The organism is Streptomyces sp. NPDC001781 (genome assembly GCF_053596035.1).
This window is the reverse complement of the sequence record NZ_JBSFFI010000013.1, coordinates 128,099-154,979: the sequence shown is the minus strand read 5'-3', so window position 1 is coordinate 154,979 and position 26,881 is coordinate 128,099. Positions and strand designations below refer to the sequence as shown.

The 26,881-nt window shown below is 71.2% G+C and carries 26 protein-coding genes and 2 pseudogenes; 16 read left to right on the top strand and 12 right to left on the bottom strand.

Annotation, left to right across the window (positions count from 1 at the left end; translation table 11 throughout):
* Positions 1 to 181: 181 nt before the first annotated feature.
* The 4 genes from ACWCV3_RS15120 to ACWCV3_RS15105 all read left to right on the top strand — a co-directional run bounded on the left by ACWCV3_RS15120 (position 182) and on the right by ACWCV3_RS15105 (position 4,702).
* A complete protein-coding gene (locus ACWCV3_RS15120) occupies positions 182 to 2,737 on the top strand; it encodes an ATP-binding protein (RefSeq protein WP_451223221.1) in 2,556 nt (851 codons plus the stop codon).
* Entirely contained in the window at positions 2,734 to 3,420 is a 687-nt protein-coding gene (locus ACWCV3_RS15115) for a response regulator (RefSeq protein ID WP_451223219.1), read from the top strand. Before ACWCV3_RS15120 ends, ACWCV3_RS15115 begins: the two co-directional genes overlap by 4 nt.
* A 64-nt stretch (positions 3,421 to 3,484) precedes the next feature.
* Positions 3,485 to 3,883, top strand: coding sequence for an OB-fold nucleic acid binding domain-containing protein (locus ACWCV3_RS15110; protein ID WP_451223217.1), 399 nt, complete (start codon positions 3,485 to 3,487; stop codon positions 3,881 to 3,883).
* 3 nt (positions 3,884 to 3,886) lie between these two features.
* Entirely contained in the window at positions 3,887 to 4,702 is an 816-nt protein-coding gene (locus ACWCV3_RS15105) for a DUF3159 domain-containing protein (protein WP_451223215.1), read from the top strand.
* Positions 4,703 to 4,767: 65 nt separating this feature from the next.
* On the opposite strand, the gene ACWCV3_RS15100 is transcribed toward ACWCV3_RS15105, so the two are convergent.
* The 3 genes from ACWCV3_RS15100 to ACWCV3_RS15090 form a co-directional block, all read right to left on the bottom strand.
* Positions 4,768 to 5,439, bottom strand: coding sequence for a potassium channel family protein (locus ACWCV3_RS15100; protein ID WP_451223213.1), 672 nt, complete (start codon positions 5,437 to 5,439; stop codon positions 4,768 to 4,770).
* Positions 5,439 to 6,110: a potassium channel family protein gene (locus ACWCV3_RS15095; RefSeq protein ID WP_030803045.1), complete on the bottom strand. Its 672-nt coding sequence runs from the start codon at positions 6,108 to 6,110 to the stop codon at positions 5,439 to 5,441. The genes ACWCV3_RS15100 and ACWCV3_RS15095 overlap by 1 nt, the downstream gene beginning before the upstream one ends.
* Before the next feature lie 112 nt (positions 6,111 to 6,222).
* A complete protein-coding gene (locus ACWCV3_RS15090; RefSeq protein WP_451223211.1) occupies positions 6,223 to 6,357 on the bottom strand; it encodes a hypothetical protein in 135 nt (44 codons plus the stop codon).
* A 160-nt stretch (positions 6,358 to 6,517) separates the two neighbouring features.
* Here ACWCV3_RS15090 and ACWCV3_RS15085 point away from each other — a divergent pair, with 160 nt between their 5' ends.
* From ACWCV3_RS15085 to ACWCV3_RS15070, 4 genes and pseudogenes are all read left to right on the top strand, one after another.
* Positions 6,518 to 8,566, top strand: a complete 2,049-nt coding sequence (locus tag ACWCV3_RS15085; RefSeq protein ID WP_451223209.1) for an APC family permease — start codon at positions 6,518 to 6,520, stop codon at positions 8,564 to 8,566.
* Between the two features lie 102 nt (positions 8,567 to 8,668).
* Positions 8,669 to 9,988 carry a class I SAM-dependent RNA methyltransferase gene (locus ACWCV3_RS15080; RefSeq protein WP_451223207.1) on the top strand — a complete coding sequence of 440 codons (1,320 nt, stop codon included), beginning with the start codon at positions 8,669 to 8,671 and terminating at the stop codon, positions 9,986 to 9,988.
* 378 nt (positions 9,989 to 10,366) lie between these two features.
* A pseudogene (locus ACWCV3_RS15075) lies at positions 10,367 to 11,865 on the top strand (AAA family ATPase).
* Positions 11,866 to 11,918: 53 nt separating this feature from the next.
* Positions 11,919 to 12,799, top strand: a protein-coding gene (locus ACWCV3_RS15070) for an IS5 family transposase (RefSeq protein ID WP_451223258.1) whose coding sequence is annotated in 2 segments (ribosomal slippage) — positions 11,919 to 12,291 and positions 12,291 to 12,799 — 882 coding nt in all. Because the reading frame shifts where the segments join, the coding sequence is not laid out codon by codon here.
* A 17-nt stretch (positions 12,800 to 12,816) separates the two neighbouring features.
* On the opposite strand, the gene ACWCV3_RS15065 is transcribed toward ACWCV3_RS15070, so the two are convergent.
* Positions 12,817 to 13,113 (bottom strand): hypothetical protein, encoded by a 297-nt coding sequence (locus ACWCV3_RS15065; RefSeq protein ID WP_451223205.1) that lies wholly within the window; start codon positions 13,111 to 13,113, stop codon positions 12,817 to 12,819.
* Positions 13,114 to 13,449: 336 nt separating this feature from the next.
* Positions 13,450 to 13,665: pseudogene (locus ACWCV3_RS15060) on the bottom strand (Lrp/AsnC ligand binding domain-containing protein); the annotation flags it as partial.
* A gap of 206 nt (positions 13,666 to 13,871) precedes the next feature.
* Here ACWCV3_RS15060 and ACWCV3_RS15055 point away from each other — a divergent pair.
* The 5 genes from ACWCV3_RS15055 to ACWCV3_RS15035 all read left to right on the top strand — a co-directional run bounded on the left by ACWCV3_RS15055 (position 13,872) and on the right by ACWCV3_RS15035 (position 17,381).
* Positions 13,872 to 14,288, top strand: a complete 417-nt coding sequence (locus ACWCV3_RS15055; RefSeq protein ID WP_451223203.1) for a hypothetical protein — start codon at positions 13,872 to 13,874, stop codon at positions 14,286 to 14,288.
* Positions 14,289 to 14,454: 166 nt separating this feature from the next.
* A complete protein-coding gene (locus ACWCV3_RS15050; protein WP_451223201.1) occupies positions 14,455 to 14,733 on the top strand; it encodes a hypothetical protein in 279 nt (92 codons plus the stop codon).
* Entirely contained in the window at positions 14,730 to 15,173 is a 444-nt protein-coding gene (locus ACWCV3_RS15045; RefSeq protein ID WP_451223199.1) for a PIN domain-containing protein, read from the top strand. The genes ACWCV3_RS15050 and ACWCV3_RS15045 overlap by 4 nt, the downstream gene beginning before the upstream one ends.
* A gap of 295 nt (positions 15,174 to 15,468) precedes the next feature.
* Positions 15,469 to 16,077: an ArsR/SmtB family transcription factor gene (locus ACWCV3_RS15040; protein WP_451223256.1), complete on the top strand. Its 609-nt coding sequence runs from the start codon at positions 15,469 to 15,471 to the stop codon at positions 16,075 to 16,077.
* Positions 16,074 to 17,381: an MFS transporter gene (locus tag ACWCV3_RS15035; protein WP_451223197.1), complete on the top strand. Its 1,308-nt coding sequence runs from the start codon at positions 16,074 to 16,076 to the stop codon at positions 17,379 to 17,381. The genes ACWCV3_RS15040 and ACWCV3_RS15035 overlap by 4 nt, the downstream gene beginning before the upstream one ends.
* 395 nt (positions 17,382 to 17,776) lie before the next feature.
* Here ACWCV3_RS15035 and ACWCV3_RS15030 read toward each other — a convergent pair whose 3' ends face one another.
* Together ACWCV3_RS15030 and ACWCV3_RS15025 are read right to left on the bottom strand one after the other, a co-directional pair.
* Positions 17,777 to 18,091 (bottom strand): hypothetical protein, encoded by a 315-nt coding sequence (locus tag ACWCV3_RS15030; protein WP_451223195.1) that lies wholly within the window; start codon positions 18,089 to 18,091, stop codon positions 17,777 to 17,779.
* Positions 18,092 to 18,271: 180 nt separating this feature from the next.
* Positions 18,272 to 18,847, bottom strand: coding sequence for a rhodanese-like domain-containing protein (locus tag ACWCV3_RS15025; RefSeq protein ID WP_451223193.1), 576 nt, complete (start codon positions 18,845 to 18,847; stop codon positions 18,272 to 18,274).
* A gap of 83 nt (positions 18,848 to 18,930) precedes the next feature.
* Between ACWCV3_RS15025 and ACWCV3_RS15020 the strand changes: the two genes are divergently transcribed.
* Entirely contained in the window at positions 18,931 to 19,218 is a 288-nt protein-coding gene (locus tag ACWCV3_RS15020) for a metal-sensitive transcriptional regulator (RefSeq protein ID WP_010056191.1), read from the top strand.
* A 46-nt stretch (positions 19,219 to 19,264) separates the two neighbouring features.
* On the opposite strand, the gene ACWCV3_RS15015 is transcribed toward ACWCV3_RS15020, so the two are convergent.
* The 5 genes from ACWCV3_RS15015 to ACWCV3_RS14995 all read right to left on the bottom strand — a co-directional run bounded on the left by ACWCV3_RS15015 (position 19,265) and on the right by ACWCV3_RS14995 (position 23,952).
* Complete coding sequence (locus tag ACWCV3_RS15015; protein ID WP_451223191.1) at positions 19,265 to 20,008, bottom strand: sulfite exporter TauE/SafE family protein; 744 nt, start codon at positions 20,006 to 20,008, stop codon at positions 19,265 to 19,267.
* Positions 20,005 to 20,370: a rhodanese-like domain-containing protein gene (locus tag ACWCV3_RS15010; protein WP_451223189.1), complete on the bottom strand. Its 366-nt coding sequence runs from the start codon at positions 20,368 to 20,370 to the stop codon at positions 20,005 to 20,007. Before ACWCV3_RS15010 ends, ACWCV3_RS15015 begins: the two co-directional genes overlap by 4 nt.
* A 60-nt stretch (positions 20,371 to 20,430) precedes the next feature.
* Positions 20,431 to 21,789 carry an MBL fold metallo-hydrolase gene (locus ACWCV3_RS15005; RefSeq protein ID WP_451223187.1) on the bottom strand — a complete coding sequence of 453 codons (1,359 nt, stop codon included), beginning with the start codon at positions 21,787 to 21,789 and terminating at the stop codon, positions 20,431 to 20,433.
* 394 nt (positions 21,790 to 22,183) lie between these two features.
* Complete coding sequence (locus ACWCV3_RS15000) at positions 22,184 to 22,867, bottom strand: ABC transporter ATP-binding protein (protein WP_451223185.1); 684 nt, start codon at positions 22,865 to 22,867, stop codon at positions 22,184 to 22,186.
* Positions 22,864 to 23,952 carry an ABC transporter permease gene (locus ACWCV3_RS14995; RefSeq protein WP_451223183.1) on the bottom strand — a complete coding sequence of 363 codons (1,089 nt, stop codon included), beginning with the start codon at positions 23,950 to 23,952 and terminating at the stop codon, positions 22,864 to 22,866. The genes ACWCV3_RS15000 and ACWCV3_RS14995 overlap by 4 nt, the downstream gene beginning before the upstream one ends.
* Positions 23,953 to 24,120: 168 nt before the next feature.
* On the opposite strand from ACWCV3_RS14995, the gene ACWCV3_RS14990 reads away from it, so the two are divergent.
* Together ACWCV3_RS14990 and ACWCV3_RS14985 are read left to right on the top strand one after the other, a co-directional pair.
* The gene (locus ACWCV3_RS14990; protein WP_451223181.1) at positions 24,121 to 25,341 is read left to right on the top strand and encodes a sensor histidine kinase; all 1,221 of its coding nucleotides are present in this window, start codon (positions 24,121 to 24,123) and stop codon (positions 25,339 to 25,341) included.
* Complete coding sequence (locus ACWCV3_RS14985) at positions 25,338 to 25,988, top strand: response regulator (RefSeq protein WP_451223179.1); 651 nt, start codon at positions 25,338 to 25,340, stop codon at positions 25,986 to 25,988. Before ACWCV3_RS14990 ends, ACWCV3_RS14985 begins: the two co-directional genes overlap by 4 nt.
* The last annotated feature ends 893 nt before the right edge of the window (positions 25,989 to 26,881 follow it).

Genomic DNA, 26,881 nt, shown 5'->3' with positions numbered 1-26,881 from the left:
CCGCCGGGCCGAAAGGCAACGACGAAGGGCCGCACCCTGGGGGTGCGGCCCTTCGCGTGCGCCCGAGGCGTCAGGGATGCGTCAAAGCGTCCCGTCGCGCCGCTCCCCGTCCGTTTTGTCCGCGCCGGCCGCCGTAAGGTCGACGCGGCGCAGACGGCAGTCACCGGAAGACAATGGGGCCATGGCACGCGGCAAGCTTCGGATCTACCTCGGCGCGGCACCGGGCGTGGGCAAGACCTACGCCATGCTCGCCGAGGCGCACCGCCGTCTGGAGCGCGGCACCGACTGCGTGGTGGCCTACGTGGAGCACCACGGCCGCCCCCGTACCGAGACGCTGCTGCACGGCCTGGAGCAGGTGCCGCGCCACCGGCTGGAGCACCGGGGCGCCTCCTTCGAGGAGATGGACGTCGACGCCGTGCTGCGCCGGGCACCCGCCGTGGCCCTGGTGGACGAACTCGCCCACACCAACGTCCCCGGCGCCCGCAACACCAAGCGCTGGCAGGACGTGGAGGAACTCCTCGCCGCCGGGATCGACGTCGTCTCCACCGTCAACATCCAGCACCTGGAGTCCCTCGGGGACGTGGTCGAGTCGATCACCGGGGTCCGCCAGCGCGAGACGGTGCCGGACGAGGTGGTGCGCCGGGCCGACCAGATCGAACTGGTCGACATGTCCCCGCAGGCCCTGCGCCGCCGCATGGCGCACGGCAACGTGTACCAGCCCGACAAGGTCGACGCGGCCCTGTCCAACTACTTCCGCCCCGGCAACCTCACCGCCCTGCGCGAGCTGGCCCTGCTGTGGGTGGCCGACCGGGTCGACGAGCATCTCAACGCCTACCGCAGCGAACACCGGGTCTCCCGGATCTGGGGCTCCCGCGAGCGTATCGTGGTCGGCCTGACCGGCGGCCCGGAAGGGCGCACCCTGATCCGCCGTGCCGCCCGGCTCGCCGAGAAGGGCGCCGGCGGCGAGGTGCTGGCGGTCTACATCGCCCGCAGCGACGGCCTGACCGCCGCCTCCCCGAAGGAACTCGCCCTCCAGCGCACTCTGGTGGAGGACCTCGGCGGCACCTTCCACCACGTGGTCGGCGACGACATACCCGCCGCCCTGCTCGCCTTCGCGCGCGGTGTCAACGCCACCCAGATCGTGCTCGGCTCCTCCCGCCGCAAGACCTGGCAGTACGTCTTCGGGCCCGGCGTGGGCGTCACCGTGGCCCGGGAGTCCGGACCCGACATCGACGTGCACATCGTCACCCACGAGGAGGTCGCCAAGGGGCGCGGGCTGCCCGTGACGCGTGGCTCCCGGCTCGGCCGGGGACGCGTCGTGGCGGGCTGGGCGACCGCGCTCGCGGGCCCGGCCGTGATGGCGCTGCTCCTCAACACCATCGATCTCGGCCTCGCCAACGACATGCTGCTGTTCCTGGCGGTCACGGTCGCGGCCGCGCTGGTCGGCGGACTGCTGCCCGCGCTCGCCTCGGCCGCGCTGGGCTCCCTGCTGCTGAACTTCTTCTACACCCCGCCCCTGCACCGGCTGACCGTCTCCGACCCCCGGAACATCGTCGCCATCGCGATCTTCTTCGGTGTCGGCATGGCGGTCGCCTCCGTGGTCGACCTCGCCGCCCGCCGCACCCACCAGGCGGCGCGGCTGCGGGCCGAGTCGGAGATCCTCTCCTTCCTGGCCGGCAACGTCCTGCGGGGCGAGACCAGTCTGGAGGCACTGCTGGAGCGGGTCCGGGAGACCTTCGCCATGGAGTCCGCCGCCCTGCTGGAACGGGCGGGCGACCTGGAACCCTGGACCTGCGCGGGCCGCGCCGGACTCGGACCCGCGCTGGAGCGGCCCGAGGAGGCAGACGTGGACATGCCGGTCGGCGACCACATGGCGCTCGCGCTCACCGGCCGGGTACTGCCCGCCGAGGACCGCCGGGTCCTGGCCGCCTTCGCCGCGCAGGCCGCCGTCGTGCTCGACCGGCGCCGCCTCCAGGCGGAGGCCGACCGGGCGGGCGCGCTCGCCGAGGGCAACCGCATCCGCACCGCCCTGCTCGCCGCCGTCAGCCACGACCTGCGCACCCCGCTCGCCGGGATCAAGGCCGCCGTCTCCTCCCTGCGCTCGGACGACGTGGCGTGGTCCGAGGAGGACCGGGCCGAGCTGCTGGAGGGCATCGAGGAGGGCGCCGACCGGCTCGACCACCTGGTGGGCAACCTGCTCGACATGTCCCGCCTGCAGACCGGCACCGTCACCCCGCTGATCCGCGAGATCGACGTGGACGAGGTGGTCCCGATGGCGCTGGTCGGCGTCCCCGAGGACAGCGTCGGCCTGGACGTGCCGGAGACGCTGCCCATGGTCGCCGTCGATCCCGGTCTGCTGGAGCGTTCGGTCGCCAACCTGGTGGAGAACGCCGTCAAGTACAGCCCGCCCGGCCAGCGCGTCACCGTCTCCGCCAGCGCCCTGGACGACCGGGTCGAGGTGCGGGTCGTGGACCGGGGGCCGGGCGTGCCGGACGACGCGAAGGACCGTATCTTCGAGCCGTTCCAGCGGTACGGCGACGCCCCGCGCGGCGCCGGGGTCGGACTCGGCCTCGCGGTGGCCCGCGGCTTCGCCGAGGCCATGGACGGCACCCTGACCGCCGAGGACACTCCCGGCGGCGGACTCACCATGGTGCTCAGCCTCCGTGCCGCCCGGCCCGGTCCGGACCCGCTCCTCGCGGGGGAGGACACCGCAGAACAGGAAAGGCAGCCTCAATGACCAGGGTGCTCGTGGTCGACGACGAACCGCAGATCGTGCGGGCGCTCGTGATCAACCTCAAGGCGCGCTCGTACGACGTCGACTCGGCCCCCGACGGCCGCACCGCGCTCCAGCTCGCCGCCTCCCGCCATCCCGACGTGATCGTCCTGGACCTGGGCCTGCCCGACCTGGACGGCGTCGAGGTGATCCGGGGCCTGCGGGGCTGGACCCGGGTGCCCATCCTGGTGCTGTCCGCCCGCCACTCCTCCGACGAGAAGGTCGAGGCGCTGGACGCGGGCGCCGACGACTACGTCACCAAGCCCTTCGGCATGGACGAACTGCTGGCCCGGCTGCGGGCCGCCGTGCGCCGGGCCGAGCCGGTCGGGCCGGGCGAGGGCGAGGTGACCACGGTGGAGACGGCCGGCTTCACCGTCGACCTGGCCGCCAAGAAGGTCGACCGCGGCGGCAAGGACGTCCGGCTCACCCCGACCGAGTGGCATCTGCTGGAGGTGCTGGTCCGCAACACCGGCCGGCTGGTCGGCCAGAAGCAGCTGCTGCGCGAGGTCTGGGGGCCCTCCTACGGCACCGAGACCAACTACCTGCGTGTCTACATGGCGCAGCTCCGCCGCAAGCTGGAGGCCGACCCGGCCCACCCCCGGCACTTCATCACCGAGCCCGGCATGGGCTACCGCTTCGAGAAGTGAACCGGTGTCCGGCCGGGACCCGGTGGAGTACGGTCTCGGGCGCACACCCCGGTACGCTTCAGATATGAGTGGCCTTCCTCGATCCGAAAAGCCGGCAGGCCGGTTCCGCCGCATGCTGGACCGGCTCTCCACCTCCCAGGAGGACCTGGAGTCGGAGGAGCTGCGGGAGGACGCCGAGACCGCGGGCTGCACCCGGATCGGCGACTGCCACGACCGGCAGATCGTCACGGTAACTGGTACCTTGCGCACGGTCACCCTGCGACCGCGGGCCGGAGTCCCGGCGCTGGAGGCGGAGTTGTTCGACGGCACCGCGGCGCTGGACGTGGTGTGGCTCGGCAGGCGCTCCATCACGGGCATAGAACCGGGACGCAAGCTGATCGCATCGGGCCGGATCTCGATGAGCCGGGGCCGCCGCGTGCTGTTCAACCCGAAATACGAACTGCGACCCCTCGGACGGGAGTAGCCGGTGACGTCCCTCGACAAGCCGACCCAAGACGCCGGACAGAGCCCGCCGGACGGTGGCCGCGAGGGCGACGGCCAGGTCCATGACTCCCGGACGGTGACCGAGGCCGCGCTGTTCGAGGCGTTCGGCGGCGTCCGCGGCATGGTCGAGACGGTGCTGCCCGGCCTGATCTTCGTCACGATCTTCACGATCAACAAGGACCTGCACTTCTCCGCGATCGCCGCGCTGGCGGTCTCGGTGGTCATGCTGGTGGTCCGGCTGCTGCGCAAGGACACCGTCAAGCACGCCTTCAGCGGTGTCTTCGGAGTCGTCTTCGGTGTCGTGTTCGCCATGTTCACGGGCAACGCCAAGGACTTCTACCTGCCCGGCATGATCTACACCCTGGGCCTGGCGCTGGCGTACATCGTCACCACCCTCGCCGGGGTGCCGCTGATCGGTCTGATGCTGGGCCCGGTGTTCAAGGAGAACCTCTCCTGGCGCACCCGCAACCCCGGCCGCAAGAAGGCGTACGCCAAGTCCAGTTGGGCGTGGGGCCTGATCCTGCTCGCCAAGTGCGCGATCCTCTTCCCGCTCTACTGGTGGGCCGACACCACCCAGCTCGGCTGGATCCTGGTCATCCTGAAGATCCCGCCCTTCCTGCTGGCCGTCTGGCTCACCTGGGTCTTCCTCGCCAAGGCGCCGCCGCCGATCGACGTGTTCGCCGAGATGGAGGCCGCCGAGAAGGCGGAGGAGGCCGAGAAGGCGGCCCGGGCCGACCGCGAGGGCGCCGCCGCCGAGAACGGCGAGTCCGCGGCCGGACGGCACCGCAGGGACGCGTAGGCATCGCGGACATGTGACGAGGGCGCCCCCGGAGAGATCCGGGGGCGCCCTCGTGCCACGCGGCGTCAGGCGCTGCCGCGGCGGACCGACAGCAGGTCCTCCAACTGCTCCTCGCGGGCCTGCGCCGCCACGAAGAGGAGTTCGTCACCCGCCTCCAGGGAGTCCTCCTTGGACGGCGTCAGCACACGGGTGCCGCGGATGATGGTGACCAGGCTGGTGTCCTCGGGCCACTCCACGTCCCCGACCTGGATGCCGGCCAGCGCCGACTCCTCCGGCAGGGTCAGCTCGACCAGGTTGGCGTCGCCGTGGCTGAAGCGCAGCAGCCGGACCAGGTCGCCGACGCTCACCGCCTCCTCGACCAGCGCGGACATCAGACGCGGCGTGGAGACGGCCACGTCCACGCCCCAGGACTCGTTGAAGAGCCACTCGTTCTTGGGGTTGTTCACCCGGGCCACGACGCGCGGGACGCCGTACTCCGTCTTGGCGAGCAACGAGACGACCAGGTTGACCTTGTCGTCACCCGTCGCGGCGATCACGACGTTGCAGCGCTGGAGCGCGGCCTCGTCCAGCGCCGTGAGCTCACAGGCGTCGGCCAGCAGCCACTCCGCCTGCGGCACCCGCTCCACCGAGATGGCGGTGGGCGCCTTGTCGATCAGCAGGACCTCGTGGCCGTTCTCCAGCAGTTCCGCCGCGATCGAGCGGCCGACCGCCCCGGCTCCGGCAATGGCGACCCTCATCAGTGACCGCCCTCCTCTTCGGGGCCGTCCGCGAACGCGGCCTCGACCTTCTGGACCTCGTCCGTCCGCATCATCACGTGCACCAGGTCGCCCTCCTGGAGGACCGTCTGCGAGGTGGGCAGCACGGCCTCGCCGAGCCGGGTCAGGAACGCCACGCGGACGCCCGTCTCCTCCTGGAGCTTGCTGATCTTGTGGCCGACCCACTTCGCGGAGGCGTGCACCTCGGCGAGCTGGACCCCGCCGGTGGGATCGCGCCACAGCGGCTCCGCACCCGAGGGCAGCAGCCGGCGCAGCATCTGGTCGGCGGTCCAGCGGACCGTGGCGACGGTCGGGATACCGAGGCGCTGGTACACCTCGGCACGGCGCGGGTCGTAGATGCGGGCGGCCACGTTCTCCACGCCGAACATCTCACGGGCCACCCGGGCGGAGATGATGTTGGAGTTGTCACCGCTGGAGACGGCGGCGAAGGCGCCCGCCTCCTCGATGCCTGCCTCGCGCAGGGTGTCCTGGTCGAAGCCGACACCGGTGACCCGGCGGCCGCCGAATCCCGGCCCCAGCCTGCGGAAGGCGGTGGGGTCACGGTCGATCACGGCGACCGTGTGTCCCTGTTGCTCCAGGGTCTGGGCGAGAGCGGAACCCACTCTGCCGCAGCCCATGATGACGATGTGCACGACCGTCCTTCCGGTGTCAATAAGTCTCTGCTCGGCATCAGGGTCTCAGACCAGGGCCCAATGCTGCACACGCGTGCGCGTCCCGCTCGCCGTCGATCCACCGTGACGGCGTTCATCTGCGCTGTTCCGTGACCGCGGTCACGGAAGGAGAGCGGCGCCGAGTGATGCTGCGCACGCTGCACCCGGTGAGGACGGCGAGACCGGCCAGGGCGAGCACGGCCCCGAGCATCTCGGCGGCGGCGGGCATAGGACCTCCGAAGTGCGACGACGGGCCGGAGGAGTCATCTAGGCACGCGGGCGCGCGCACCCGGTACACCCCGGTTCCGGGCGCCCCCGATTTCACTCGTGAGGCAGAACGAGGCCACCGGTTGCGCGCCCGCCTGTTCGAAGCCCTACGATCCTCTCTCGTGTCCAAACTGACCGACGTGCCCAAACGGATTCTGATCGGGCGCGCACTGCGCAGTGATCGGCTGGGCGAGACGCTCCTGCCGAAGCGCATCGCCCTCCCCGTCTTCGCCTCCGACCCGCTGTCCTCCGTCGCCTACGCGCCGGGGGAGGTTCTGCTGGTCCTGTCCATCGCGGGTGTGTCGGCGTACCACTTCAGCCCCTGGATCGCCGTCGCGGTCGTCGTGCTCATGTTCACGGTGGTCGCCTCCTACCGCCAGAACGTGCACGCCTACCCCAGCGGCGGCGGCGACTACGAGGTCGCGACGACCAACCTCGGCCCCCGCGCCGGCCTGACCGTCGCCAGCGCCCTGCTGGTGGACTACGTCCTCACCGTGGCCGTGTCGATCGCCTCCGGCATCGAGAACCTCGGCTCGGCGGTCCCCTTCGTGGTCGAGCACAAGGTGCTGTGCGCCTGCGCGGTGATCGTCCTGCTGACGCTGATGAACCTGCGCGGGGTGAAGGAGTCGGGCAAGCTCTTCGCCATCCCGACCTACGTGTTCGTCGGCGGCGTCTTCATCATGATCGCGTGGGGAGCCTTCCGCGGGCTGGTCCTCGGGGACACGATGCGCGCGCCCACGGCCGACTTCCACATCCGGGCCGAGCACCAGGGCCTCGCGGGCTTCGCGCTGGTCTTCCTGCTGCTGCGGGCCTTCTCCTCCGGCTGCGCCGCGCTCACCGGCGTGGAGGCCATCTCCAACGGCGTCCCCGCCTTCCGCAAGCCCAAGTCGAAGAACGCGGCTACCACGCTCGCCATGATGGGCCTGCTCGCCGTCACCATGTTCTGCGGCATCATCGCGCTCGCCATGACCACCAAGGTCCGCATGGCCGAGTACCCGGCCACCGACCTGCTGCGCCACGGCGTGCCCATCGGCTCCGGCTACGTCCAGAACCCGGTGATCTCCCAGGTCGCCGAGGCGGTGTTCGGCAAGGGCAGCTTCCTGTTCATCGTGCTCGCCGCCGCGACCGCGCTGGTCCTCTTCCTCGCGGCCAACACGGCGTACAACGGCTTCCCGCTGCTCGGCTCGATCCTGGCGCAGGACCGCTACCTGCCCCGCCAGCTGCACACCCGCGGCGACCGTCTGGCGTTCTCCAACGGCATCGTGCTGCTCGCGGGTACGGCGATGCTGCTGGTGGTCATCTACGGCGCCGACTCGACACGGCTGATCCAGCTCTACATCGTCGGCGTGTTCGTGTCCTTCACACTCAGCCAGACCGGCATGGTCCGGCACTGGAACCGGCACCTGGCCGCCGAGAAGGACCCGCTCAAGCGCCGCCACATGGTCCGCTCGCGCGCCATCAACGCCTTCGGCGCCTTCTTCACCGGCCTGGTGCTGGTCGTCGTGCTGGTCACCAAGTTCACGCACGGCGCCTGGGTCGCCCTTTTGGGCATGTGCATCTTCTTCGTGACGATGACCGCGATCCGTAAGCACTACGACCGGGTCGCGGACGAGATCGCCGCCGTGGACGCCCCCAACGACGACAGCGTCCGCCCCTCGCGGGTGCACTCCCTGGTGCTCGTCTCCAAGATCCACCGCCCCACGCTGCGCGCCCTGGCCTACGCCAAGCTGATGCGCTCCGACACCCTGGAGGCGCTCACCGTCAACGTCGACCCGATGGAGACGAAGGCGCTGCGCGAGGAGTGGGAGCGGCGCGGGATCGACGTACCGCTGAAGGTGCTGGACTCGCCGTACCGCGAGATCACGCGGCCGATCATCGAGTACGTCAAGAACCTCCGCAAGGAGTCCCCGCGCGACGCTGTGTCGGTGATCATCCCGGAGTACGTGGTGGGTCACTGGTACGAGCACCTGCTGCACAACCAGAGCGCGCTGCGTCTCAAGGGCCGGCTGCTGTTCACCCCCGGTGTGATGGTCACCTCGGTGCCCTACCAGCTCGAGTCCTCCCAGGTGGCCCGCGACCGGGCCCGCAGGCGCCAGGACTGGAGCGCGCCGGGCGCGGTGCGCCGGGGCCCGGCGGAGCGGCCGAAGGACGGTGCGGGGGCGAAGGAGTGACCGCGGGGGTCCGCGGGACCCCGTAGACTGGTCGGCTGTTGTCCGCGCGGGCCCGGCTGTGGCCATCGCCCCCCTCCTCCCCGATCTTGGAGTCACCCCACCATGCAGGCAGAACAGAAGAAGTCTCTGGTGGGCGAGGAGTACGAGGTCGAGGTCGGCCCCGTCGCCCACGGCGGTCACTGCATCGCCCGTACCGCCGAGGGCCAGGTGCTGTTCGTCCGGCACACGCTGCCGGGGGAGCGGGTCGTGGCGCGGGTGACCGAGGGCGAGGAGGGGGCGCGGTTCCTGCGCGCCGACGCGGTGGAGATCCTGGACGCGTCCAAGGACCGCGTCGAGGCGCCGTGCCCGTTCGCCGGCCCCGGCAAGTGCGGCGGCTGCGACTGGCAGCACGTCAAGCCGGGCGCGCAGCGGCGCCTGAAGGGCGAGGTCATCGCCGAGCAACTCCAGCGGCTCGCGGGCCTCACCCCCGAGGAGGCCGGCTGGGACGGCACGGTCATGCCGGCCGAGGGCGACAAGCTGCCCGCGGGCCAGGTGCCCCAGTGGCGCACCCGCGTCCAGTACGCCGTGGACACGGAGGGCCACGCGGGCCTGCGCCGCCACCGCTCGCACGACATCGAGCGGATCGACCACTGCATGATCGCCGCGCCCGGGGTCAGCGAACTCGGCATCGAGGACCGCGACTGGTCGGGCATGGCCTCCGTGGACGCGATCGCCGCGACGGGTTCGCAGGACCGGATGGTGATCCTGGAGCCGCGTCCGGGCGCCCGGCTGCCGCTGGTCGAGCTGGACAAGCCGGTCTCGGTGATGCGCGTGGACGAGAGGGACGGCGGCGTCCACCGGGTCCACGGCCGCGCGTTCGTGCGCGAGCGGGCCGACGACCACACCTACCGCGTCGGCAGCGGTGGCTTCTGGCAGGTCCACCCGAAGGCCGCCGACACCCTGGTCAAGGCGGTCATGCAGGGCCTGCTGCCGCGCAAGGGCGAGATGGCCCTGGACCTGTACTGCGGCGTGGGCCTCTTCGCCGGCGCCCTGGCCGACCGCCTGGGCGAGAAGGGCGCGGTACTGGGCATCGAGTCCGGCAAGCGGGCGGTGGAGGACGCGCGCCACAACCTGGCGGGCTTCCCCCGGGTGCGCATCGAGCAGGGCAAGGTCGAGTCGGTCCTGCCGCGCACGGGCATCACGGAGGTCGACCTCGTGGTCCTGGACCCGCCGCGCGCGGGCGCCGGCAAGAAGACGGTCCAGCACCTCACGACACTGGGCGCGCGTCGTATCGCCTACGTCGCCTGCGACCCCGCCGCGCTGGCCCGGGACCTGGGGTACTTCCGCGACGGCGGGTACCGGGTGCGGACGCTTCGGGCGTTCGATCTGTTTCCGATGACGCATCACGTGGAGTGCGTGGCGATTCTGGAGCCGGTGAAGTAGGGCCGCTGACCTGGGGTTTTGCGAGGGAGCCGGAGATCTCGACCTGTTTCGGGGGATGAAACAGATCGAGGTCGGTACAACCCTTTCACCTGCGGTTTCGCGCTGGAGTGACGGGTGGGACGGGTGGTTTTCGGGACTCTCGACGCTCGTTTGACGCTCGCGATCTGTCGGTGGGGCCGTCGCTTCGGCCGGGGGATTGGTGAGGTCCGGGCGGACTCGGTTCGTGCCGCCGGACGCGGCTTCGATGTGACTACGCAGAGTGCTGCCGACCGGCGGCTGTCCCTCTCGCGGTAACTCGATCTGTCGCGATTGTGTCGAAGTACACTTAGACAGAATCGCGTGGTCGAGCAGACGGAGGGAGTGCCGGTGGCCGACAGCATGCTTGCCAAGCCCGGGGACGTGGTCGACCGCGATCGTGAGTGGGGTCTGCTCACGGAGTTCGTCACGGATCCGGATCCGGCGATGCGTCTCGGGATCGTGGCGGGGCGCAGGCGGCACGGGAAGTCGTATCTGCTGCAGGCGCTGTCGGAGAAGGTCGGGGGCCTGTACGTCACCGCGGTGCGGGAGGAGGGGCGGCTGCCGGCGATTCAGCGGTTCAGTGACGCCATCGCCGCTCACGCGGGTCTGCGGCCCGGCACGCTGCGGCTGTCGGACTGGCGTGAGGTGCTGTCCGACGCCCTTGATGTCACTGCCCGTTCGAAGACCCCCCATTGCTCGTCGTCGATGAACTGCCGTATCTCCTCCAGCACTCGCCCGAGATTCCGGGGCTGATCCAGCAGCTCTACGACGAGCGTCAGCGCGGCACCGGCGCGAACGACGGCCCAGGGGCCCGAGTGGTCCTCTGTGGCTCGGCGATGAGTGTCACACATGAACTGCTGTCGGGGACCAAGCCGTTGAGGGGCCGTGCGGTGATCGATCTGCGGCTGGAGGCCTTCGACTACCGGGCCGCACGCGACTTCTGGGGGATCGACGACCCGCTGACAGCCCTTCAGGTCCATGCCGTCCTCGGTGGGGCACCGGGGTATCGGCCGGTTGCGGCCCGCCCGCACCCCGACGACGGCTTCGCGCCCTGGCTTACCCGCACGCTCCTGGACCCCGGCAGGGCGGTCTACTCGCGTACGGAGACGGAGTACCTGCTGCGCGAGGACCCGCGCATCACCCAGCACACCCTGTACTACGACATCCTCACCGCGATCGCCCAGGGCGCCTCCACCCCCACGAAGATCGGTGCGGCCCTGGAACGCCAACGCAACGCCGTCACACACCCGTTGGACGTCCTGGAATCCACCGGCTACATCCAGCGGGAGCAGGACATCCTGCGCCCTCGTCACCCTGTCATCACGCTGGCCGACCCGGTCATCCGCTTCAACCAGCTGATCACCCTGCCGCAGGCCGCCACAGTCGAGCAGGGCTTCGCGGAACAGGCATGGCAGGCCGCCGCACCGACGTTCAACTCCAAGATCCTGGGCCCGCATTTCGAGGACCTGGCCCGCACGTTCACCCGCCGGTACGCCCACACCCTCCTCCCCGGCGGCCTGCCGGGCCCGGTCGGCACCACCGAGGTGGCCGACCCGACAGCACGGACCAAGCACGAGGTCGATGTCATCGCGCTGGCTCTGGGCGAGCGCCCGCAGGCCCCCCGGGCCAAGGTCGCCCTCATCGGCGAGGCCAAGGCCACCGCAGCCCGACGGGGCACCGTTGACCTCCAACGCCTGGAACACATCCGGCACTTGCTCACAGGCCAGGGCTACGACACCACGGGCACCACGCTGGCCCTCTTCTCACTGCACGGCTTCTACCCGGACCTGATCGAGTCGGTGGCCAGACGCGACGATGTGCTCCTGGTCGACCTGATGGGACTTTACGGGTCGGGTTAGGCACTGTCCGGCGGATCATGTGACTTTCCAATCGATTTCTCGTTGGTTCGGTCCTGGGGCGGGGAGACCTAACGAATCGCGAGTGGTCACGTGTGGAGCCGCATCTGCCACTTCCCGGCAGGCGGGGAGGCCGGTGGAACGATCACCGCACCGTGCTCAACGGGATCCTGTTCCGGATCCGTACCGGCGTCCCGTGGCGTGATCTGCCGAAACGCTACGGCTCCTGGAAATCCGTCTACGAGAGGCATCGCCGCTGGTCGGCGGACGGCACCTGGGACCGGATCCTGCAGGCGGTCCAGGCCCACGCCGACCTGGCCGGCCAGCTCGACTGGGGCATGGTCGGTGTCGACTCGACCTCCTGCAGGGCCCACCAGCACGCGGCCGGAGCCCGCAAGGCCACTCCACGGATCCCGAAAAATGGACGACGCCCCGGCACCACCGCCCTGACGAGGGACTCGGACGGTCCCGGGGCGGGCTGACCTGCAAGATCCACCTCGCCGGGGAAGGCGGCTGCCGCCCGATGGCTCTCCTGATCACTCCGGGCCAGTGGGGCGACGCCCCGCAGATGATCGAGGTCCTGGGCCGGATCCGGGTTCCCCGCCCGCTGGGCGGACGGCCCCGGACCCGGCCCGACCACGTCAGCGGTGACAAGGCGTACAGCTCTCGCCGAAACCGCCGTTACCTGCGGCGACGCGACATCAAACACACCATCCCGGAACCGAAGGATCAACGCGCCAACCGTCGACGCAAGGGCAGCACGGGCGGAAGACCCACCGGCTTTGACCCTGACCACGACCGGCGCCGCAACGAGGTCGAGCGGACCATCAACCGCCTCAAGAACTCCCGCGCTGTCGCGACCCGTTACGACAAGCGAGCCTACGTCTTCCACGGCACCGTCACCGCAGCAGCAGTCCGCCTCTGGCTCAAGCCGTGAACTGCCGGCCCGGCCTCTCAGAATCCCGGGGCGGGGATGAAACTCGGCCACCACGGGGGCACACCATTGAGGCACGCAGGAGCGGCGGCGCCCTCCCAGAAGATCGAGATGACGCACCAGACAACGCCGAGGAGCGCCACCGCGAGGGCAAGGGCATGGAGGAGGGGACGGTTCCCGAGAAGGGCGCCCACCGAGGCCCAGACCAGCAGCAGGACCGTCCAGAGGCCCGGGATGAACAGCCACAGCAGGAAACCGCTGTTGGCCGCGTTGTTCACTCCTACGTCGCAGGTGGTCCACGACCTGCCCAGAAGCATGGCAGCGGACACCGCGAGAAGCAGAGCCACAACCGCCCCGAGACACCCATGCAGCCGTCGACTCCCCACAGGCCCCCCGTTCGCCGTCCGCTGCGGGAAGCACCGGATCCGCACCGCTCATCACTGCCGCAACCCCCGTACCCCGGCACAGGCCGACAGGGAACAGACGCCCCTGGATCCTAGTAATCACATGATCCGCCGGACAGTGCCTAGCCGTCAGGACTTGTTCTGGTGGGGCCGTACCGGTGACCGCTGCGAGGATGTCGACGATGTTCCCTCGACGGTCGGCGGGCCTTTCCGCTCGCGGACACGCTCTTCCCGCGGACCCGCTTCGGATCAGTCCTGACCGGTGGCCTGCGGGGGAACTGGACGCTCGAAGAGGGTCTCCAGCACCACCGTGGCCTCCGTTCCGCTGACCCCGTCGATCGCGTAGATCCGGCGCAACACGTCCTGCAGTTGTTCGGTGGTCGCGGTTCTGACCTTCACCAGCACCGATGCGGTGCCGGCGATGATGTGCGTCTCCAGGATTTCGGGCATCGCGGCGAAGCTCTCCGTCGGACACCTTCGGCAGCCAGGAGTGGCTGTGGGACGCTCCCGACGAACTCCGCTTCGGCCAGGCCGACCGGAACCTGGCCGGCGCCGGCTTCCGCCTGCCCTACGAATGCGCCGCCGCCGAGGACTCCGCCCGCGTTCCGGCCACGCCTCCCGTCCGCCCGGGCGGCCTCCGTGCGGAGGAGGCCCGGGACTTCCGTCTGGAGGTGACCACGGAACTCTGCCGCGCCGCCGGTGACACGGTGCTGACCTGCCTCCGCGACGCCGATGTCCTCGACGAGCCGCTTCAGGCCCGTATCGGCATCGCCCCGGACGTGGCGCTCCTGGTCCAGCACGGCACCGTAGTCGGCTGGAGCCTCACCGACCCCGTCCGGTATCTGACCAATGGATTCGCCCCTCCCGACCCCGCCCCGCCGTCCCCGGCCGTCGAGCGGCTGTTCACCGAGTGCCTGTCGCTGGTCACCCAGCCGCTGCTCGACGAGGTGCGGAACCGGAACCCGGCCGCCCTGGCCCGCCTGCGAGCCGCCGACGAGGCCCTGCGCACCCACAAGGGCGACCGGCACCGCGCCGACGCGCTCCTCTCGCTCATCGGCACCCTGGTGGAGGACTTGGGGAATCGGTGACCTCAGTGCCATGACGGCGCTCCCAGCGGTGGCCCTTCGCGACGCTCGCTTGCAGGAGCCGTTCAACAAGGTTGACCAGGGCAGGCGGGGTGGAGAGCCGTCGCTTGATCGCAGTCTGTGATGGGGTCAGGAAGTGCGGTCGGCGTCTGACGATCCTCAGGGGAGGGTGGACGGCCGTCACCGGACCGTCCGGCGCCGGAGGAATGGCTGTTTCGCTGACCTAGACCTCGCGATCATCAAAGAGGCCGCGAAGCGGCGCGGTATCAGCGAGGCAGAGATCATCCGCCAGGGCATCCATCTCGCGGCCATGGCCAACCGTGTATGGGACGAGCCTCTCTTCTCCCGCACCTTCCGGGGAGCGGGACGCACTCCCGGTAGGCGCGACGTGCGTGACGCTGTCGCCGACGCGGTGCGCCGTGAGACCGGGACCGGGACCGCTGCGTGATCGTCGTCGTCGCGGACAGCTCCGGGCTGCTTGCTGCGCTCGACTCCGCCCACCCCGAGCACCAGGCGTCGAACGAGGCCATCATGGCTGCCGGGCTCCTGGTGATATCCCCGCTGCTGCTCGCGGAGATCGACCACGTCGCCACGCGCGAGCTCGGCCGTGAAGCGGCGCTCAGTGCGGTCGACGACATCCGGCACTGGGTGCGACGAGGCCGGGTCGTGCTGCCCGAGATCACGGAGGACCATCTGGGTGCCGCCCAGTCGGTGCGCGCACGCTGTCGCGACTTGGACCTGGACCTCGCGGACGCGGTGAACGTGGCCCTTGCTGCCGAGTACGACACCGATGCGGTACTCACGCTCGACCGGCGTGATTTCCGGGCTGTGCGCCCGTTGGGCCGGCACAAGGTGTTCCGGGTGCTGCCCGACGACCTGCCGATCTGAATTCGGGTGGTGTCCGGCTGTGTCGTCCGCCGGGTTCCGCCGGTCGTGACGCTCGTATGACGCCCGTGGCCCTCACGGACTCGCTGGTGGGGTGCGAAACCCTACCTGGCCTGTAGTTTCCCGTATGCGGTTCCGGTCGACATCTTTCCGACCGGGACCTGCTGCGTCCAGCGCCCTGACCTGGCCGATCAGCCCGCCGCCGGCACGTGATCTCACCTGCTCCGCTGGGACGCGCATCCGGTTCGGGAGATGTGAGACTTGACTCTCACAATATGTGAGAGGAACCTCTCACGTTATGGATTCTGGTAATCGCCTCGGCGATATCGAGGTCACTGATCCGCAGGCGATGCGGGCCCTGGCGCACCCCGTGCGGCTGGCGATCCTCGAACGCCTGCAGCGGCACGGGCCGGCGACAGCGACACAACTCGCGCCCGATGTGGGAGCAACTCCGTCAGTGACCAGCTGGCATCTGCGGCACCTGGCGAGCTTCGGTCTGGTCCGCGATGCCGAGCCCGGCCCGGACCGTCGCCAGAGGCGGTGGGAGGCGGTGGCACGGGGCTTCCGGTTCGAGGCGCCGGGGGATCCGGACGATGAGGAGGGCTGGTCGGCTGCGCGGGTCCTGTTCCGGGAGATGTTCCTGCGTTCGGGAGACTTGCCGAACAGGTGGGCTGCCGAGGTCGAACCCGGACTCGAACCGGGGTGGCGGCGGCTTGCAGGTCTGGCCAACACCCGTGTCGTGGTCTCCACCGACGAACTCGCCGCCATCGAGGACGCGATCGAGCGTCTTCTCGCCCCCTACGTGACGCGCGACGAGGCCGCGCGACCGGCCGGCGCCCGTGGCGTCAGGCTGCTGCGGTACGCCCTGCCGGAGGGTGCCGAGGATCAGACCGGCGGGACGCCATGAGCGCGGCGGAGCGGTCCTTACCCGTGTCGCTGTGGCGTGATCGGCGGTTCCGTCGTTTCTGGGCCGGCCAGTCGATCTCTCAGTTCGGCGACCGGATCACCGAACTGGCCCTGCCGTTGATCGCGGTGGGCGCCTTGCAGGCTTCGGCCGATCAGGTGGCGTTGCTGACCGCGCTCATCTGGACCCCGAACCTGCTCGCGATCGTCCTCGGTGCCTGGGTCGACCACCGCGTCCACAAGCGGCGCCTGATGGTTCTCGCCGACCTGATGCGGGCGGCGGTGCTGCTCACTCTCCCGGCGGCCTGTCTCCTGGGGGCAGTGACGCTCGGTCAGTTGTATGCCGTGGCCTTGCTGACGGGCGCGGCCGGGGTGCTGTTCAACACCGCCTATCCGCCGTTCTTCGCCCACCTGGTGCCTCGCTCGTCCTACGTCGACGCGAACAGCAAGCTCAGTGCCAGCCGTTCCGCGTCCTACGTCGCCGGACCGGCGATCGGTGGTGCTCTGATCCAGGCGTTGACCGCTCCCGTCGCGGTCGCCGCCGACGCCCTGACGTTCCTGGCGTCGGCGCTTATGGTCGGTCGGGTATCGGTCGACGAGTCGCCGGCAGTCCACGACCGAGCGGCACCCTCGCTGCTGCGGCGTGCCAGGGAAGGACTGGTCTTCGTCATCCGTCACCCGGTGCTCCGGGCGAGCCTCGGATGCGCGGCGACCGTCAACTTCTTCACCTTCGTCGCGGGCAGCGGGCTGGTCGTGCTTTTCGCCAGCCGAAACCTCGGGCTGACCGCGGGAGTCATCGGTATGGCGTTCGGGATCGGAGCCACCGGCTCGCTCCTTGGCGCGGTGATCGCCCCGAAGATCTCGCGAAGGTTCGGCGTGGGCCCCAGCATCGTCGTGGGTGCCGTACTGTTCCCGGCACCGATCGCCATCGCTGCCGCCGCGGGCGGCCCCCTCTGGGCGCGCGGCGGAGCGTTGGCTACGGCCGAGTTCCTCTCCGGAGTCGGCGTCATGCTGTTCGACGTCAACCTCAACTCCCTCCAGGCGGACGTGATCCCCGACGGCATGCGCAGCCGGGTCGCAGGTGCGTACAGCACGATCAACTACGGATTACGCCCTGTGGGCGCCGTCTTCGGCGGCCTCCTGGCTACCTTCGTCGGCCTACGGACGACCCTCCTCGTCGGGGCCGTCGGCGGAGCGCTGTCCCTGCTCTGGTTGCTGCCCTCGCCGATACCACGCATCCACGCCCTGACTCCGGACCGTCCGGGAACTCCGGACAGTGACACGGACGCGCGACCACTGCCCGGCTGATCGCCGGGGAACCACCCGGGTCCAAGCCGGAACTTCCCGGACCACGCGGCCCGGCACATGCACGTGCCGGGCCGCGAGCCGCCCGGTGCGGACACTGAAGCCGGGCATCGTGGGTCACGTACCTGGAGGCACCCCTGATCCAGGCTTCGGGCTACCTGACCGAAGCCGCGCGTCCTCCTGAGGCCGAGCGACGCGCGTGTCCGCCCTGTGCCCCCTCATGCCGACGACCCGGAGTCCCTCGTCCCCTTCGCCGCGCGCGTCCGCGACGGCGGGCTGCCCGCCTCTGGCAGGGCCGGTCGTCGAGCGCGGACACCCAGCAGGTCTTCGCCTGTCCGGCCGGGCGGGGACACCGCGTCCCGGTCGGCGCCGGCGTCGTCCCGACCGCTCGGACAGGGTTACCGTGTGCCGCCGCCCTTCCGGTTACCACCGGCGAGCTGACCCGCCATCATGATGCTGAAGCCGGCGACGAGAATCGCGGCGCCGATCAGCGTTCCCGACGGCCGAGCGCCGGAATCGCTGATCATCAACCCGAAGACCAGCTGCCAGCACAGTGCAAAGGCCACCACCAGCTGACCCCAGCCGTAGATCCGCGGGGCGCGAATATGGCGCCGGTTCATGGGAAGCACCCAGCCGCGGGTAACCGCCGCAGCGCCGGAGGCGGCGATGAGCAGCGCCGACAGGGCAAGAGGCACGGCGAGGTACAGCTTCACGGCCTCTCCCCTACACACCGGGGCCCACGCCCGAGGACAACGTGATCATGACACCCGCCGTATCGCACGTCCATCACTGCGCAGGCCCGGTGATCGGCCGGACAAGTCCTGGTCCGAAGGCGCGGGCAAGGGAGCGGGAGCCGGTCGTCGGGCTTGCTGCCCTCTTGCCGAGTCGCGGCGTCAGCGGCTGCGCAGTTGCGTCAGGGTGCGGTCGAGGTCGCCGGCGCGGGGGCGGTTGTGGGGGAGCTTGGCGAGGATCGCGGCCATGCCGCAGGTGTTGGTCAGCGCGGAGAAGACCAGTCCTCCGGCGATGCCCGCCGACAGGAGCTGGAAGGCCGGATGGATGAGGAGGCCGAGCAGGAGACCGAGGAGGACGAGGATGCCGGCGGTGAGGCGGACCTGGCGCTCCATGCCCCACACGGTGCGGGCGGATCCCTGGGGCCGGTGGAGTTCGTTGCCCTCGGCGGCCCAGGCTCCGGTGCCGCCGGCGAGGGTGGCGGTGGTGATGCCGTTCTCGGCGAGGATCCTGCAGGCGTTCTCGGAGCGGGCCCCTGAGGCGCAGACGACCAGGACGTCCGCGCGGTTCGCGGCTTCGCTGATGGCGGGCAGGGCGTGCTGGACCTGGTCCAGGGGGATGTTGAGGGCGCCGGGGAGGTGGCCGCCGGCGTACTCGCCCGGGGTGCGGACGTCGATGATGGTCAGCTCGTGCAGGCGGGTGCGGGCCTCACCCGTGGTGAGGGCGGCGGTGGACGTCATGGCAGGTGTCATCCTTTGCGGATCGGCAGCCCCCCCGACGCGGGGAGTATATTACCCCAGGGGGTATGTGATGAGGAGTGATGATGGAGCTTGATCTGGCGGGTGCGGAGCTGAAGGCGGTTCTGAACCGGCTGCGCCGGGCGCAGGGGCAGATCTCCGGGGTGATCCGGATGATCGAGGAGGGGCGGGACTGCGAGGAGGTCGTCACGCAGCTGGCGGCGGCGTCGCGGGCGCTGGACCGGGCCGGTTTCGCGATCATCGCCACCGGGCTCCAGCAGTGCCTGACCGAGATGGAGGACGGCAGCCGCTCCGGCGAGGACCGTGACGAGATGCGTGCCCGGCTGGAGAAACTGTTCCTGTCCCTGGCCTGACCTCTCCCGGCGGCCGCGGCGGCGGTGAAGGTGCGCGGCAGCCGGCTCAGAGGGCGATGTCGATGAGCATCCAAGCCGCCACTGCCAGCAGGACGTACGCGAAGATCCGTTGCAGGGACCGGCCGGTGATCTTCACGGAGAGGCGCTTGCCGTCCCATGCGCCGAGAATCGCCGCCCCGGTGAAGGGGGCGATCACCTCCCAGCGCAGGTCTCCGCCGGCTCCTGTCCTGGCTGTCAGCGCGGCCAGGGAGTTGACGGTGATGACCAGCAGACTGGTGCCCACGGCCTGCTTCATCCGCAGCCCCAGCACACCGACCAGGGCGGGGACGGCGAGGAATCCGCCGCCGACGCCCAGGAAGCCGGTGACGGCGCCGAGCCCGGCTCCCGCTCCGGCTGCCGTGCCGGGACGTGTCCGCCGCGGCGGCGCCGAGGCGGCGGGGCGCAGCATCCGCAGGGCGGCCAGCGCGGCGACGACCGCGAACGCTCCGGCGAGAACGGCGACGGGGAGGTGTCCTGCGGCGGTTCCGGCGAGGAACGCCGGCGCGATGCCCGCGAGCGCGAACAGGGCTCCGGTCTTCCAGGCGACGTTGCCGTCGCGTGCGTGGGCGTACAGGGCGGTGGCGGACGTCGCGGCGACGATGATCAGGCTGGCGGTCGTGGCCGAGGCCGGGGAGAAGCCGAGCAGGTAGATCAGGACGGGGACCGTCAGCACGCTTCCGCCGCCGCCCAGGGCCCCGAGGGCCATTCCGATGACCGCCCCGGCGACCAGGGCGAGTATGAGGGTGCTCACGCTGTCGAGCCGCTGTTCCCGCGCCCCTCCACGACCGGATGTCCGGCGGCGGCCCAGGCGTTCATACCGCCCTTCACATCCGCCGCGTCCGCCCCGCGCCCGGTCAGGAGTTCCGCGGCCTGCTGCGAGCGACGTCCGCTGCGGCAGATCACCACCAGGGGCCGTCCCTGGGCGGCGGCCGGCAGCGCGCCTCCCGCGACCAGGCCCGTCAGCGGGGCGTGCACGGCGTGTGGGGCGTGAGCGGACTCCCACTCCGGTTTCTCGCGCACGTCCAGCAGCACGGCATCGGCCTGCTCCCCGCCTGTTCTGGTACGCGCCTCGTCCACGGTCAGACGCTTACGGCTCTTGCGGAAGAGGAACATCGGGTCTTTCGTCTCATCTCTCGTCGGGCCCCTGGTGGAGCAGGGGGAGGGGGTGAAGGTTCAGCCTCTGACGACGGTCAGCCCGGCCTTCTCGGCGGCCTCGAAGCCGTCGTCGACCGCGACGACGTCGCGTCCGGCGGCGTCCAGGAGGGAGGCGGCGATGCCTGCCCGCATACCGCCCGCGCAGTGCACCCACACCGTGCCGTCGGGTATCTCGGCGAGGCGGCGGTGGACCTGATGGATCGGGACGTGGACGGAGCCCGCGATCCGGCCTGCGGTGCGCTCGGAGTTCCGGCGCACGTCCAGCACCACGACCGCGTCCCTGTTCTGGCCGGCCAGCTCCGCGAAGGTGGCCCTGGGGAAGGACGCGGGGCGTTCACCCTCGCGCAGCCAGTGCGCCGGACTTCCGGTCGCTGCGAGGGCAGGCCGGTCGATGCCTACCCGGACCAGTTCCCGCTGGGCCGCCGCCAACTGCTCGGCGCTCTCGGCGAGGAGGGTGACGGGCTTGCCCCACGGGATCATCCAGGCCAGGTAGGTGGCGAGTTCGCCGTCCGCCTCGAAGTTGAACGAACCCGCCACATGTCCTTCGGCGAACGCGATCCGGTTGCGCAGGTCCACGACCCATTCCCCGGCCGCGAGCCGGGCGGCGATCTGGTCGGGGTCGGCCAGGGCGGGCGGCGTCAGGTCGACCGGTTCGGGGCCTGCCGTGTTGGCCGGACCCATGTGCGCGTAGTAGGCGGGAACGTCCTCCAGGCCGGCGAGCAGCTCGGTGACGAACGTGTCGACGTCCACGGTCAGGGCCGCGTTCGCCGTCTTCTCCTTCCCGATCGTCGTGGAGTCGCCGTCGGCCTGCGCGGAGGAGCAGAAGCTGCCGAAACCGTGCGTGGGCAGCACCGCCGTGTCGTCCGGAAGGATGCGGGCCAGGCGGTGCGCCGAGGCGTGCTGGGCACGGGCCAGCTGATCGGTGAGACGCGGCTCCACCAGGTCGGGGCGGCCGACCGTACCGATGAGCAGGGACCCGCCCGTGAACACGGCCACCGCACGGTCCGTGTCACGCAGGACGTAGGCGGTGTGGTGCGGTGTGTGCCCGGGGGTGGCCACGGCCGTCAGGTTCAGCCCGGCATCGATGCCGACGGTGTCCCCGTCGGCGACGGGCGTCCGGGCGAACGAGACCCGGGCCCCGGCCGGCACCAGGTAGGAGGCGCCGGTGATCCGGGCCAGTTCCAGGCCGCCGGTGACGTAGTCGTTGTGGATGTGGGTCTCCACCACATGTGAGATGCGCACCCCCCGCCGCGTGGCGGCTGCCAGCACCTGGTCTATGTCGCGGGGAGGGTCCACCGCCACCGCTGTCGAGACGCCGCCGGCGAGGTAGCTGCGGTTGCCCAGTCCTTCCAGCTCGATCACGTCGACGAAGAACACCGCGATACTCCTTTCGCACGAAAATTACCCCCTGGGGTATGCGTTTCACCGTAGCACCATTACCCCCAGGGGTATATTTCGAAGAGGGTGGCAGCAGTCACTGGCACCCGCGGATCGGCCGATCGCCCCGGTCGGCGCCCTCACCGAAGTCCTCGGCCCCGGCCCGGCTGGACGGTCCCGTCGCCCACCCGGTGCCGGCGCTGATCGTCTGCTGCCGGGAGGGACGGCGCAAAAACGCCGCAGCCCAAAGCCTCACCCGGTGCGGGCAGGGGCCCCACCCTCGACGGCGGACACCTGCGGGCGCTCCCGGAGGGGGCCGCGGTGACAGGTGGTGGTCCGTTCCGCGGGCGGAGTTCCTGAGGGACGGACATCCGTGCAGCGCGCCCCCCGACGATCAGCGGACCGCGGTCGGGAGGGTGAGCCGTCCGTCGTGCATCTCGGCGACCTGGTCCACGGCGGTGAGGTGGGTGCGGTCGTGGGTGACCAGGACGGTGGCCGTGGCCTGCTCGTGGGTGAGGCGGGTGATCAGGGCGATGACGGCGGCGCCGCGTTCGTGGTCGAGGGCGCTGGTGGGCTCGTCCACCAGCAGGACGGCCGGGTCGTTCATCAGGGCGCGGGCCATGTTGACGCGCTGGCGCTGACCGCCGGAGAGCTGGTGGGGGCGGCGTCCGGCTTGGTCGGCGAGGCCCACGGCATCGAGGAACTCCATCGCGCGGGAGTGGGCGGTGCGGGGTGCGCGGCCGTCGATCCGGGCCATGACCTGGAGTTGTTCGACCGCTGTGAGCGAGGGCAGCAGGTTGGGCTGCTGGAAGACGATGCCGATCCTGTGGCGGCGTAGTTCCGCGAGCTCGCCGCGGGTGAGACCGGTGGTGCTCCGGCCGTCGACGGCGATGGTGCCGGAGTCGGGGGTGACCAGGGTCGCGGCCACCGCCAGGAGGCTCGACTTGCCGGACCCGGAGGGGCCCACCACGGCGGTCAGACTGCCCTGGGGAACCTCCAGGCTCACCCGGTCCAGAGCGGTCAGGCGGGTGTCGCCGTCGGGATAGGTGAGGGTGATGTCGGTCAGAGTGAGGCTCATCGGGCGTTCCCCAGGGCGGTCAGCGGGTCGACTGAGGTGATGCGGCGGATGGACAGGGCCGCTCCGAGCGCGCCGAGAAGGACGATCACGACGGCCGGGATCAGGACGGTGGCCGGGCCGAGGAGGAACGGCACGGAGGAGCCGGACACCAGCGCCCCGACGGCGGCGGCGATGCCGGTGCCGGTCACGGTGCCGCCGGCGAGAAGGACGACGGCCTGACCCATCGCGTCCTTCAGCAGGCCGGGGGTGGAGGCGCCGAGTGCCTTGAGGACGGCGACGTCGCCGCTGCGCTGAATGGTCCAGACGGTGAAGAAGGCGCCGATGACAAGGGCGGAGATGGCGAACAGGAAGCCGCGCATCAGCCGCAGGGAGCCGTTCTCCGAGGTGTAGGAGCCGATCGCGGACAGGGAGTCGCCGATGGACACCGTCTTCGTCCCGGCCGCACGGTCCATGGTCGCGACATCGGTCCCGGAGGTGGTGCTCAGGGCTATGACGGTCGCGGTCGGGCCGTCGTCGGCGCCGGTCGGTGGTGCGGCCTGCCGCCAGGTGTCCAGGCTGGTCCAGATCACCGGAGTGTGACTGAAGTGGGCCTCGCCCGCGACGGCGGACACCCTCAGCCGCCGCCCCGCCAGGGTCAGGGCGTCACCGGCCCCGACACCGAGGCCGTCCGCGGCCGCCGTGGACAGCACCACCGCGCCGCTGTCGATCCTGCGGCTGTCGGGCGCGAGGCGGGAGCCGCGAGCGACACCGAAGACCGAGACTCCGGTACTCCTGTCTCCGGCGGTGGCCCTGGTGGTGGTGATCCCGAGCGGTTCGGCGCTTTCGACACCGGGCGCTTCGGACCAGTCCCGCCACTGCCGCCCGGTGACGGTGGAGTCGGTGTACGACAGGTCCTGGCCCCTCGCGGGCGCCTGGAAGGCGATCCTGTCGGCGGGCAGGGAGGTGATGGCGGAGACGTTCTGCCGGCTCAGGCCGGCCGTCAGTCCGGACAGCAGCCCGACCAGCAGCGTGATCAGCACGATGACGGTCCCCATCAGGGCGAAGCGCCCCTTGGCGAATCTCAGGTCTCTCCAGGCGACGAACACGGTCCTGTCCTTTCCGGCGGTGGCAGCGGTCCGGCCCCACCGTCACCGACGGCCTCCCGCGCGCGCTTCCGGCCCAGGAGCGCTTTTCACGGGCCGGAAGACGCCAGCCGGGTTCCAACTTTCGATGGAGGCACCGGGCACACCGGTCTCCGTATCCTGGAACGCACTGTGAACTCCACCGCGCCCGCCCTGACCCCGACCACCCGTGCCCTGGCCTGGTGTCTGCACCTGCTGATCGTCGGACTGCTCGCCCTGGCCGCCGGCCGGGCCGTGGTCGACGACCGGGCCCACGCCGGGTGGGTCGTCGCCGCCTCGGCGGTGTGCGGCCTGGTGTACACGGGCGGCCCGCTGCTTCCGGGCATACGCCGCTCGCGGCGGGCCGCCGCCCTGTGGCTGGCCGTCGTCGGTGCCTGCTGGCTGGTGCTGCTGGCCCTGTCCTCCGACGCCGTGTGGGTGGCCTTCCCGCTGTACTTCCTCCAACTGCACCTGCTGTCCCGCCGCGGCGGACTGGTGGCCGTGGCCGCCACCGCTGTCGCGGCCATCGCGGGCTTCGCCGCCCACCGGCACTCCTTCAGCCCCGCCATGGCCCTCGGCCCCGCCCTCGGCGCCGCCGTGGCCGTCGCCGTGGTGTGGGGATACCAGGCCCTGTACCTGGAGAGCGAGCGCCGCCGGCGTCTGATCGAGGAACTCACCGCCACCCGCGCCGACCTGGCCGCGGCCCAGCACACCGCCGGCGTCCTCGCCGAACGCGACCGCCTGGCACGCGAGATCCACGACACCCTCGCCCAGGGGCTTTCCAGCGTCCAACTGCTCCTGCGCGCCGCCGAACGGGCGCTGCCCCACGCCCCGGAGATCGCCGCCCGCCATGTCGAGCAGGCGCGGCAGGCCGCCGTCGACAACCTCGCGGAGGCCCGCCGCTTCGTCGCCGCCCTCAGCCCGCCCGCACTGGAAGGCGCCACCCTGGCCGACGCCCTGGACCGGCTCTGCAGCACCACGACCGCCCGGCACCGGCTCGACGCGCGTTTCCACCTCGCCGGCGACCGCGCTCCGCTCGCCACCGCGCACGAGGTCGCGCTGCTGCGCATCGCCCAGTCCGCCCTGGCCAACACCGTCCAGCACACCGAGGCCACCACCGCCGACGTCACCCTCACCTACCTCGGGGACCACGTGGCTCTCGACGTCGTCGACGACGGACAGGGCTTCGACCCCGCCCGCCTGCCCGTCCCCGACCCCGAGACCGGTGGCTTCGGGCTGACCGCGATGCGCGCCCGCGCCGGCGCCCTCGGAGGCACCCTCACCATCGACTCCGCCCCCGGCCGGGGCACCGCCCTGGCCGCCCGGCTGCCCCGCACCCCGGTGGCCGGCGCCGAGCGGGGGGCCCGCCCGTGACCGATCCCGCTCCCATCCGCCTCCTCCTGGCCGACGACCACCCCGTCGTACGGGCCGGGCTGCGCGCCGTGCTGGAGACCGAGCCCGGCCTCCTCGTCATGGCCGAAGCCGCCACGGCCGAGGAGGCCGTCACCCGCGCCGCCGCAGGCGACATCGACGTCGTCCTGATGGATCTGCAGTTCGGCAGAGGCATGGGCGGTGCCGAGGCCACCGCCCGGATCACCGCCCGGCCGGACGCTCCCCGCGTGCTGATCGTCACCACCTACGACTCCGACGCCGACACCCTCCCGGCCATCGAGGCCGGCGCCACCGGCTACCTCCTCAAGGACGCTCCCCCCGAGGACCTGGCCGCCGCCGTACGCACCGCGGCCACCGGACGGACCACGCTCGCGCCCTCCGTCGCCGACCGGCTGATGAACCGGCTGCGGACCCCCGGCACCGCACTGACCCGCCGCGAGAGCGAGGTTCTCACCCTGGTCGCCGACGGCCTGTCCAACCAGGCCGTCGGGGCGCGCCTCCACCTCACCGAGGGCACGGTCAAGTCCCATCTCGCCCGCGTCTACGCCAAGCTCGACGTCGACTCCCGCACCGCCGCCGTCGCCACCGCCACCGACCTGGGTCTCATCCGCCGAAGACCAGGTGTCTGATCCCGTCCGCCGCAGCAGCGGCGAGGGACCGCCAGGGCCTCGCGTCCGGATCACGCCGGGCTCGCGGGGTCCGGCCTGGTCCGGACGAAAGGCCCCCGAGGGCTGTCCTCGGCGTCCTGCTCCGCCCGTCCGACCGCGCGTCCCGGTACACGGGTGGCACAGCGGGGGATCCCGACGCGCACCGGATTCCGTCGCATGCCCGCCCGCTCCGCGAGCGCCCCGGCCACCTCGCCGGAGGCCCTGCGGCGACGCGCCCGCGGCCCCGCCGCGCCGGCCCGTGACCCGGGGTGCTTCCGGGAAGGCGGGTACCGGGTGTGGTGCGGGCGCGCAGTCGTCGCTGCGGTGGATCAGGTGCCTGAGCTGCCTCCCCCTCAGGCGCTGGTAACGCCCCTGCACGAAGTGCCCTGTCCGGTAGTCGACTTGACTGCCGGGTCCGGGATCGCCCGCCGGGCCGCCGGCGGCCGTGCCGCGTTCGGGTACCCGCGCTGATGCCTGCTCGCCCGCTCCGGGGACGAGCCGGCCCGGCTCCGTGCCGGGCGCGGGCCGTCCGGTGCCCGGGTGCCGGAGTCCTCTGCCCGGTCGTGGCGGCGCACGGGTGGCTGTGCGGGCGGCCGTGCAGGTGACGCCGGAAGAGATCATTCAGTGACGTTCGGTTGAACGATCACTGCGGATTGTATTGACGGGCTCGTGGAGCAACCCTAATCTCCCAACATTGAGAGCGCTCTCAAACACCATAATCCAGAGCTCTCTGCCCCCGCAGCCTGAGATATGAATGTCGCGCTGCACTGTTCACCCTCGCTTCCCCGAACCCAGGGGGTGCGGGCCGTTCGTTCGCTTCGCCTCTGCTGAAGGGTCTCCTCATGCCAAGAGACAGTGCTCGGCAATCACGGGCC